We start from the raw sequence: 11,528 nt of genomic DNA on the forward strand, positions 1-11,528 counted from the left end.
TCTAATATTCGTCCTGATTTTTAATTATTGTGAAGATGCGTTCCACTTCTTCAATGTCTTTCAATACACCGTAAATCTCTCGTTTAATAACTTTCTCCTTAGCATCATTGCCGCGCCATCCATCAGGGCGATAACTCATAACAGCTTCATGTACGGCCAAGGCTAAATCTCTATTCTTCTCAAGATTATTATATAGTGCTATTTTCGCTTGCGTATTTAATGTAGGAGGCGTACTCTCCTTTTTACCATTCTCAACCCGTCTAGCCAGTTCTTCGATTTTCTTTAAATAGGCTTCGTAGCTCAAGGCATTTTCTTTACGTTCTTTAATAATTGCTACTAATAATACTGACATTTCTTCATAGAATGCTGGATCAATTAAATGTTCTTTTATGATTTTGCTTCTCACATTGTTCTCAATTGTTTCGGCAACTGCTTCTTTATTGCCTTTTATATTATCTGGCAAACCATCAAGTGCATCCGAAATTCCTGTCTTCACAATGAGCTCAACAAGAGATAAGTCTGCAAATGGAGATATATTCCGAGGCTCATCGGCCTGAATATAATGATCTATTAGAAAACGCATATCTGCTTCATAAGGCTTCAGATCTAACGTTTCCCCACTAGCCTTTCTTATTTCTTCTCTAAGCTTTACGTAATGATCAAGCCGACTACTAATATTTTCAATTTCATGATTAGAGTACCCTGCAGCTTCCAGTTCATCGGCAATTCCGGCATAGGCACGAATAAGCGCTACTATTCCTTTATATAAGGCAGTTCGAGCCGTTTCTCTAGACTTAAGATCCTCTGGAATCTCCGTATTACCGCAAAAGTACTGAATGTATTCGAGCGTACCTTTAGGCAATTTTACCGGCTCACATAGGAGTTCCAAATACTCTATAGCTTGATCAAGTCGCTCACGACCTTTTTTGAGCCTATCTTGAAGTAGAATCTCACAATCGCCCTTTTCAAAATCTTCATTATCTAATTCAGACGTATAGACGGACACAGCATCTTCGACTTTTTTAAATAAGTCTTTATAATCCACAATATATCCAAACTGTTTGTCTTCTGTATCAAGCCTATTTACCCTACAAATTGCTTGGAATAACCCGTGATCTTGCATATTCTTGTCAATATAAATATAAGAGCAGCTTGGCGCATCAAAACCAGTTAATAACTTATCAACGACGATTAAAAGTCGCATATTGGCTGGTTCCTTCATAAACTTATCTTTAACTGCATCTTCATAGGATTCTGTTTTTGATTTGCCTGGTTTAATAACAACATCCTTTAGCAATTCAGTATAAACGTTATAGATAAATTGTTTATCCGTTTCTGTATTGGCCCCTGTATCCTCTGAAGTAATATCCCGAATATTGGGGTTATAAGAAGTCACAACAGCACATTTTCCTCTAAATTCTGTTTTCTGGAATAGTTCATAATACCGACATGCTTCATAAATACTAGAGGCAACAAGTATAGCATTTCCTGAATTAGAACTTATCCTAGGTTTAGTACTAAAGTCAAAAATAATATCATTGACAATCTGATCCATACGCGAGTGTGAGCTTAATACATTTTGCATAGTGCCCCATTTTTTCCGAAGCTCTGCTTTCTGAAAATCATTCAACCCTCTAGTCTTACTCTCAAACCATGCATCTATTCTTTGAGGAGAAGTTATTCTCTGGTCAATATCGCGTGCCTCATAAATTAAATCGAGTACAACCTCATCTTCAACTGCTTCATTAAACTTATAAGTATGAATATATTTCCCAAACACCTCAAGACTGGTCTTCTTATCTTTCTTTAAGAGAGGTGTACCTGTAAAACCAATAAAGACAGCGTTCGGCAGCATTGCCTTCATAACCCTATGGAGTTTACCGCTCTGAGTACGATGACACTCATCTATGAACAAAAATAGTTCACCGACTGCCTGAGTAGGTTGACTTTCAAGCTCTTTAATAAATGCCTCGAAATTCTCAACGTCTTTCTTCCCAAACTTGTGTACGAGGGAACACAACAAACGGGGAGTGGCTTGTCCAAGTTGAGTCATCAGATCCTTACCACTGGATGTCCGCTTAATGGGTTCTCCTGCATCGTTAAATACCCGCTCAATTTGTTTGTCCAGTTCGTCACGGTCAGTAATGATAGCAACTCGAGCATTAGGATTATTCTCTAGTATCCACTTGGCAAGAAGTACCATAACAATACTCTTGCCACTTCCTTGTGTATGCCAAATAATCCCGCCTTCACGTCTACGAATATGCTCCTGCGCTGCTTTAATTCCGAAATATTGATGGACCCGTGGCAGCTTTTTTACTCCCCCATCAAAAAGAACAAAGTCGTACATAAGCTCGATTATCCTCTTCTTATCGAATATCTTCATGAGGTATTTATCGAGCTGCAAACGACTATTATCTTCTATATCTTCTTTCCACTGCAGAAAAAATTTTTCTGCTGTACCAATGGTGCCATATCGCAGCCCCTCTGTGTCATTCCCTGCACAAACAAATTGAACAGTCGAGAAAAACGATCCAATAAAATCTTTATTTTGGTTACCAATACTTTGACGAATTCCGTCTCCAATGGATACAGTGCTGCGCTTCAATTCTAAAACTCCGATAGCTATACCATTGATATAGAGCACAATGTCCGGACGTTTCTCTCTGTTCCCTAAGACCGTTACTTCTTCGGCAAAAGAAAAGTTGTTCTTCTCTGGGTGCTTCCAATCAATAAAATGTACCGTTTCATAGTTATCACCGACATCGGCTTTCACCTGAATACCATACCGCAAAAGTCCATATACCTTCTTGTTGTTGGTATACAGACTTTCGTTGTAATTGTTCGCTGTTACTCTAAGATTATGCAGGGCTTTTGAGATAAGTGTTTGGCTATATCCTCTTTTCATGAGGTAGGAAGTCACCAAAGCTTCTTCAATGTTACTATTACCAACTCGATCTGCCCAATTTCCTAGATAGTTATAATTTAGCTCATCACGAAATAATTGTACGATACGATTTTGGGTAATTCGTTCACTTTGCCCCACTTGACTCATATAAGCCTGACCCTCCCGGTCAACAGGTTTTGCATCATGCCTTGTTTAATTTGTTTGTATTTGGCTAATTTAGATTCAAGAGAAGCAATCTCTGCATCAATATCAGATAAGATAGATGCAATATGAATTTGTTCTTCAATTGTCGGTGGTACTTGGAATTGAAAATGAACAAAATCTTTTTGGTAAAGGTGGTTTATTGTTGAGCCAGCACTAAGTTGAGAAAGAAACTTTGTAAACGAATCTGATAATAATAAGTAATAAAAAAACTCTGCATGGAACTGGTCCGACATAGGTCTTATTACAAATATTCCACTATTTAAAGTTGCTGGTTTTGGCAATTTATTAATAAAAGCTACTTTCCCTATAGTTCCATCCTTTGTTACAAGAATATCATTTTCTTTGACTTGAATATTTCTATCTTGTTTATAACGATGATGCTCAACATAAAAACAACTATCCCATTCAATATAACCATTTTTAAAATCAGTTCCAGTGATTAAGTAATACTCACCAGATTCTTTATATTCCGAAGTAGTAAGTCCTTGCCAACCTATTCTAGCTTTTAAATCAGCAATATCCCCTAGCTTTTTTAACGTCCATCCATCTTTTGGCTCAAGAAGTTTCTGTAAAGTTCCTTGCTTGATTGCCCGTTTTTTTAGTATTAACTTTCCTAAAGAACTTATCATCTCATCAGTATCTGATAAGGTATTAGCAATAGCACTTTGCTCATTAATTTCTGATGGAAATGGAATTAAGACTTGTTCCACACCACTTGTGGTAAGGTTAGTAAACACTCCGCCATGTGTTGCAGCACTATTAAATGTTTCTTTTAAACTTGTTAATTGATGATAAAGATAATCATCATAGATATTTTCACTAATATTGACTAATGCTAAGAATCCGTCATGAATGCATGCATCAACCCCCAAGAAAGAAGGTACCCCCACTGTACCCGAGCACACAATTGTGAGTGTACCTTTCTTACAGGGACGGCTCCTTAATGCCCCCTCTTCTGTTAAAAAGTCAACCTTAGGAAATACTACTTTACCATCTCTACTAACATCCTCAACCATAAGTCTTGGAATATTTCCTCCATAATATCTTTTATCGCCTTTTGGTCTAGGACTTGCACCTCGGATCACATCACCAATATTTCCAAGCTTATGAACTTCCCAATCTTCAGGTAGCACTCCAATCGCTGTATCTTTATATCTTGATTTCACTTCCATACATAACCCATCCTCTCAAGATGAGCATTTACTTTCATTTCTAGCTCATGAAATAAATTCGTCTGAACCTGCAAAGGTGTACCATACCGTTCTACTAGTTCCTTAATCCTTTGTGTTAACCGCATACTGATATTATTCATTTCAGAGTTAATATCTCTTTCAATGGCAGCCATCCATTTGTCATCCACAACAAGTTGTTTGATTTCATCTACAGTTAATGTCGGATACTTGTCATATAACTTGTCATCTAGATTAGAAGTAAGTTCCTTTATCTCTTTATTCATTTCAGCCTGTCTCTCAACCAATTTCAAATAGTACTTTAATACTTTAATTTCATCAACAGCCTCTTTATCCTTTTGTAATTCTTTTAAACGCGCATGAACGTTCCCTTTATTTACCTTTTCTAATTCACTGAAATATCCATCATCTCCACTATGCTCTTCTTCTAGCTCTGCCAACTGTCCTGCAATAATCTCAATCTCATCTTCAAGGGCTGTGATCGCTGTTTTTTCTTCATAAAAATAGCGGTCTATAACCAGTTCTTTCGGAATAAGATCACAGGTCCAACCTTTATCCACCATTTTCTTTTGTTTGTTCTCCACTACGATTCTATAGGTTTCAGCTTTCCAACCGTCTGCAGATATTAAGTAACAATCATCCTGCATTACATCATCCCAGAAATCCATTAAGTACTGATATATATTATAATTGGAAACAAGTTTCTTATCTTTATAAGCTGTCAATAAACTCTCAGAAAGTTCAAAGATGACTTCTTTAGGATCAAGTCCTACATTTAGTCCCTTTAGTTTATCAATACTTTTCTTCTTCCATGTAGTAAATATCTCATTCATTTTTACTTTAAATTCTCTAAATTCCTGATATTCAAAAATGGTTTGCTTTAATAATTCTTTATCAACGTTTAAAATAGAGTATCTTTCCCTTGAACTTGTACTAAATAATTTTTGTCTAAGGGTTGGATAAACTTCCCAATAGTCGCGTAACGCATCTAAATCTCTATTTGGAATACCTCCTAATAGATGAGCCTCGATGTCCTGTATATCTTCTGCTTCCTGACTATTAATATAGCGAGGAATATTCAAATTAAATTCATTTTCCTCAATCTCGGTAAAAGAGACCATGCGAGAATACTTTTCTATCTCACTTTGATTGTTGAAGGTATCGACAATCTTATGAATATCCATGCTGCGTAAGCGGTTTTTGTTACCGTCTTTGATAAATCCTTTACTGGCATCAATCATGAAGATGCCTTTCCGGCTTCCAGCATGCTCCTTATCCAGAACAATAATACATGCAGGTATACCCGTGCCATAAAAAAGGTTCGCAGGTAATCCAATAATCCCCTTAATATATCCTTTACGGATTAGATTCTTTCTAATTTCCGCTTCAGCATTACCTCTAAACAACACACCATGAGGTAAGATACACGCACCCTTTCCTGTACTCTTCAAGGAGCGGATAATGTGCAGTAAATAAGCGAAATCACCATTTTTAGCTGGTGGGATGCCATAATCTTGAAATCGTGCGTATGGATCCTTCTCTATATTCACACCATTACCCCAACGTTTATCACTGAATGGAGGGTTTGCTACGACGTAATCAAAAGTCTTAAGTGAGTTATGTTCATTTACAAAAAGCGGATTTGCAAGGGTGTTACCCTGCTTAATCTCCGCAGTAGGATTATTATGAAGAATCATATTCATTCTAGCCAAACCCGATGTTGCTGAGTCTTTTTCTTGACCGTACAGGGTAATATCTTTTTTCGCTTCATCTGCCACTTTCAGAAGTAACGACCCAGATCCACACGTCGGGTCATATACCGTTGTCGATGCACTAGTATTAGAACTGTTAATACCAATAATTTTAGCCATAATACGACTAACTTCTGCAGGAGTATAAAACTGCCCTTTACTTTTTCCACTTTCAGTAGCAAAGTGGCGCATTAGATACTCATATGCATCGCCTAAAATATCATCACCATCTGCGCGATTTTTACTGAAGTCCAGGTCTTTATTCTCAAAGATAGCAATAAGATTGGTAAGACGATCGACCATCTCCTTACCACTACCAAGCTTATTCGCATCATTAAAGTCCGGCATATCAGATAACTTGTTAGCTTCCGCAATTGGTCCAATAATTTTCTTATTGATATCATCACCGATGGTTGTCTTTCCTTTTAGGGCAACCATGTCTTTGAAACTCGCGCCCCCAGGTACGGTAATTGGAGCAAAAGGTTCGTTCGCATATTTATCGCTAATATACTTTATGAATAACATAACCAATACATAATCCTTATATTGGCTAGCATCCATTCCACCTCTTAATTCGTCACAGCTTGACCAAAGCGAGCTATATAGTTGTGATTTTTTAATTGCCACTTTTCAATATTCCTCCAATTTCATGTTAAGTATAGTTGATTGATAAAAGTATTATCGACTGCTGCAAACCAGATCTTAATTATTATACCACCAGAGCTGATTATGCTCTAATGGCAACTTAATTCATTTCTTTGTGTGCAAATTTATCACAATACTTATTCATCCTCTTCGTTAATTTCGTCATGCTCCGAGGCAAATATAACGGTTCTTGTATTACTAGGTGTTACTAGAACTGGCCACCAGAATTCATGACCACTCCATCCTTTTTCTACATCTCCATTTTGCTTTAGCAGTACTAAAGTAGGAATCTCTTGTGCTAGATCTCTAGCGCTCCCTTTTTCCTGATAAGAATCCGGAGAGTTCTCAAATCTACCGTCTTTCTTTAAGCGAGTAGCTTCACGGTTTTTACGGACAAGCACCCAAGTCTTCCCTTTGAGATCTTTATTCGCCGTCTGATTACTTAAATATTCTAAACTGGCAAGGAAAGCACGATCATCCCAATCATGTCCTTCTTGAAAAGAATCATGTATTGCTTGAATAATTATTGCCGCGTCTTTATTATCCATTAGAAACGGTTGAGTATCGTCAGATGTATAACTAGATATCAACTTGTCAACCTGCGTTACTAATTTTTGAATATGGGTCTTGCTTTTCACTTTAAAACCAACCGGTAACAAACGTGCAGATGGTTTTAATGTTGTCGTACTGGATAGTAAAATTTTATTTGGTGAACATGGGATAATCTTATTTGCAGTATCTTTTTGAATAAATATCACACCTTGATCATGGCTGCCTTTCTCAAAAGCTTCTCTTAGAGCCGTGTCAAACTCGTGAATACGCTTCATAACAGCATATATTGCGGATGTTGTATAGAAACGAGTGACTGTAAGGTCCTCAATTGGTCTTGCACCGTACATTCGAGAGTGCTGTAACACTGTATCTTGTTGAAAAGTCTTAGGCTTTCTACCATAATAGAACCCTATTAGATTTCCAATGGTTATGCCTCTATCGAGAATTTGACCACCAATAAAAATATTCAATGGAGTTCTCAATTTTAACTGTCCATTGTCATCTAATAATTCGTTTACATCCTTCTCGGAATTTACAATAGTAACCATAATGTGGCCTTTTTGTAAGGACTTCTGAACTTCTAGTTTGACAGAATCAAATGGAGGAATAGCCGTTGAATGTAGGGACATTGATTGTATCAGATTATCGTAGGCTTGAATCAATAGCTCATTAAACACTGAACTATCATTAGCACTGGCTTCGGCTAGTTGCTCCTTAATGGAGAAAATTACTTCTTCTTGCCATCCATGAGATGCTTTATTCTGCTCAGTGTGAATGATAAAGCTGTACTTTTGTTCTTGCAGTTCCATCTCACGATCTTGCAGCCTACGCATACATCCACCTACTACAAAGTTTACAATTGCGCTTCTTAATGATTTCACTCTGTGGCTAGTCAAGCACTCTTCTTTACGAAACGATCTTCGATCCGATTTCTTTAGAATTGATAATTCATCCTCTTGTACTTCTTCATAAAGATGATAAGCAATTGAACCTTCATTCTCGCTTTCATCAAAATAGTACTCTCCCCCAATATACTTATCATGTACTGGAACGAGGGTAGTGAAAGAGGGCTTAATAGGTTTAAATTCCAAATTCCTAGTGGGCATGCTAACATCATCCGGCTGCAGGTAAAGTGAGTAAGGAGTAGCGGTTACTTGCAGGAAACTGCTGCTAGTGACATTTTTGCGGAACTCATCAATTGAACCCGCTATTTTTTTAATATTCAGTCCCTCATTCTTGGATTTGGAGAAACCAATACTAGCAAAGTCCGCTTCATCATCTACAATAAGAATTCTTTTATCTTTTAACTCTGGGTAAGTATTAAAGAAAGCCTCATGCAATCTGGCCATGTTCTTAATTTCTTTCTTAACAACAAGCACCATTTTTTGATCTAACTCGTACCCTGTTAGATTCTTAGGAAAAACCATGATATCAAATATTTGTATCTGATCAGAGTTACGAAGAGCATCATACTCTTTCTTTAAGCGTTCTAAAGTTTGTTGTGCGAGTGCTTTTGTTCCCTTCGTTAGCACAATGACAATATCATACGAATTATCAAATGCCAGAGCCATCGTTCCTAGAAATGTACGAGTTTTTCCTGATTGAATCTTACCTAAAAGCATTCCAGGACGATCAACTGTTGTGGTTTTTTCAATCAAATTTTCAACAGTTTTCTTAATACAGGTTTGCATTTCTACATCGTAATTGTTCTTTTTGAGTAATGATGTATAAAAATCCCCTTGAAGATTCAATGTATGTAACAATAAAACCACTCCTTAAACTTAGAATATGAGTAATTGGTCAATATAATAAATCACATCAAAGTGCGTATTTATAAATAAGTTTAACGAGTAATTAACCATATATCCCCCGCCACTTCTCCAACCTCTCCCGCATAGCATCCCGATAGCTCTTCGGCTCCAGAATCTCCGCATCCGGCCCGTAGGAGCTGATCCACATGAGGAACTCACGGTCGTGGTTCAGTGTCACTTCAAACAGCAAGCTGCCGTCTTTATCCAGTTTCATGCGAGGTTCGACGAACCATTCTTCTTCTTGTATGTATCTCGCCACGTTCGGGGAGAAGCGCACCTTAAACTTAATCTGCTCCTGCCCGCGTTCAATCGAGAAGGTATTCTTCATATATTGGCGCACATTGAAGCTTCCTTTATCGAAATGAAGATCAGTGCCCTCTATGCTTAAGAACCTGCTGACCCGGAAGGTGCGGATTTCTCCAGCTTGGTGGCAATACCCGATAAGATAGAACCGTTGCTCCCTTGGAACCAGGAAATATGGGTCAATAATCCGCTCCGTCTGTTTGTTGCGGCCTTGAGAATGATAGACTGCCTTAAGCGAGGTCTGCGATAAGATCGCTTGTATAACGGGATATAAGAAGTTTGGCCCTTGCTCGCGGCCAACTGGCGTTCCCATCTGGATGACGTCCGCTACTTGTTGAACGACGTCCGCATGGCGCGCTTTTTCTTTATGGTGGGTTGCCATGACCTTCTCATAAGCGGAGTCGAATCCTGGTGGAAGCAGTGGCTTCACTTGGTCGATCACAGAGGGAAGCATCGAGAAGACAAGCGCTTCCTGCTCCGTGAAGTTGAGGGGATACATCGAGAAGCTTCCTACGAAGGAATATCCTTTGCCGTGGCCTAGATTGGTAAACGGAACGAAGGTGCTTAACAGTTCCAGATCCCGATATATGGTGCGTTCTGTCGTCTCACAGCGCTCTGCAAGCTCGCGGCCGATAATACCCGGTTTACCCTGAATCAGCATAATAATACGAAGTAATCGAATTAATCTTTCCGTCATGTCAGCACCCCATAGTTGTATTGGTCAATTATACCTTTCTAGGTCCAATTAACTAATCCCTTCTTTTAGATGTCAAATGTTGAAAATTAACAATTTTGTTTAGTTCTAAGGTTTAGTTCAGAGAATACCTAACTCTTCCGCTTCATCGTTCTATATTTCTGGCTATGCAGCGCTTTACGTGATTCGGAGGTCATAGGCGCTTCCCCGAAGCTCTCTAACTGTTCGTAGAGCAGCAAGGACTCGGTACGGAGATCTGCGTCGTCAGTCAGGACAGCCATGCGAAGCAGATCATCAGCTTGAGCTTGCAGCATGGTAATTCCTGCATCATTGCGGCCTTGATCGAAAGCCTCCATTGCCTTCTCGATGGTCAGAGCGGTCTCCGTAATTTTCATCTGCTTTTCTACAATCGTGTCCATCGGCATGGCGAGCAGTTCCAGATCTTTCGTAAATGATGCAGAAATGTCGAGTTGTACCTTGCAAGGTTTTACGCTATCGGTCACATCCATATATTCCAGCTCCAGCTGCAGAATAGGATGAATGCCTTCCGTTTGCGGAAAGAAAGTCATCTCAATGAGAAGCGACTTCACTTCCTGGTCATAAATATCTCCGAGATTGTACATGTTGCCATTCTTCTGATCGACTGGCTTGTACCCGTATACATTTTGCAGCTCTGCTGCTTCAGTTGATTGCAGCTTTAAACGCATGTTTTGCCCCAGAACAGACAGCACGCCTTGAAGTTCCTTAGCGAAAATGCTCGGGATATCATCAGGTTTTTCAATATAATAAAAGTTACCTCCGCCTCCGTCAGCGATTCCTTCCATTAATTCTTCATCAAATTGATGACCAACACCTAACGCCGATATGCCGATCCCCATGCTTTGGTATTCTCTTGCAATGCGGGACAATTTACCTCGATCTGTAATCCCTTCATTGGCGTAGCCGTCGGACAAGAGCAGCACTCGGTTTACCATGCCTTCCTGCTTCGCCTCCGCAACATATTGAGCTCCCAGAATAAGGCCGCCGCTTAGGTTAGTGCTTCCTCCCGGCTCTATAGCTGCTATTTTGCTTTTCATTCCGTCTTTATAGATAACTTTCTCCGGTGAAAATACCGTTTCAACCTCATCATCAAATGCCACCATACTTAGCAGATCTCCCTCGGCCATCTGATCGGTCACGTATTGGCAAGCTTTCAGACTATACGCAAGAGGCTGGCCCGACATGGATCCGCTTCGATCAAGAATAAGGCCTACATTGATTGGAGCTCTTTCGCATTGAATAGCCGCCGCACCTTTTAACTCTAACAGCAAGTAAGTCTTCTCTGCCCCACCGCAAGGATAATATTCACGGTTCCAACGATGTGCGATTGTTACAGCTTCTGTCATTTCTATACCACTCCCTCAACTTGATATAGCCAGCATAACAAACGGCTGTGACAGAAGAATGTCACCAAACATTTGTTCCAATAAA

At 39.1% G+C, this 11,528-nt stretch carries 6 protein-coding genes; all 6 read right to left on the reverse strand.

The annotated features are described in order from the left end of the window. Position 1: 1 nt before the first annotated feature. Positions 2-3,055, reverse strand: a complete 3,054-nt coding sequence (locus CFI03_RS06920) for a type I restriction endonuclease subunit R (protein ID WP_248756937.1) — start codon at positions 3,053-3,055, stop codon at positions 2-4. Next, positions 3,052-4,284: a restriction endonuclease subunit S gene (locus tag CFI03_RS06925; RefSeq protein WP_248756938.1), complete on the reverse strand. Its 1,233-nt coding sequence runs from the start codon at positions 4,282-4,284 to the stop codon at positions 3,052-3,054. Before CFI03_RS06925 ends, CFI03_RS06920 begins: the two co-directional genes overlap by 4 nt. Further along, on the reverse strand, positions 4,275-6,680 hold the full coding sequence (locus CFI03_RS06930; RefSeq protein ID WP_248756939.1) for a type I restriction-modification system subunit M: 2,406 nt from the start codon (positions 6,678-6,680) through the stop codon (positions 4,275-4,277). The genes CFI03_RS06925 and CFI03_RS06930 overlap by 10 nt, the downstream gene beginning before the upstream one ends. Positions 6,681-6,835: 155 nt before the next feature. Beyond that, complete coding sequence (locus tag CFI03_RS06935) at positions 6,836-9,013, reverse strand: Z1 domain-containing protein (RefSeq protein ID WP_283094444.1); 2,178 nt, start codon at positions 9,011-9,013, stop codon at positions 6,836-6,838. A 91-nt stretch (positions 9,014-9,104) separates the two neighbouring features. After that, complete coding sequence (locus CFI03_RS06940) at positions 9,105-10,061, reverse strand: helix-turn-helix transcriptional regulator (protein ID WP_248756941.1); 957 nt, start codon at positions 10,059-10,061, stop codon at positions 9,105-9,107. Between the two features lie 128 nt (positions 10,062-10,189). Further along, complete coding sequence (locus CFI03_RS06945) at positions 10,190-11,443, reverse strand: vWA domain-containing protein (RefSeq protein ID WP_248756942.1); 1,254 nt, start codon at positions 11,441-11,443, stop codon at positions 10,190-10,192. Positions 11,444-11,528: the final 85 nt, after the last annotated feature.

The organism is Paenibacillus sp. ATY16 (assembly GCF_003399985.2).
Classification (GTDB): Bacteria; Bacillota; Bacilli; order Paenibacillales; family Paenibacillaceae; genus Pristimantibacillus; species Pristimantibacillus glycanilyticus.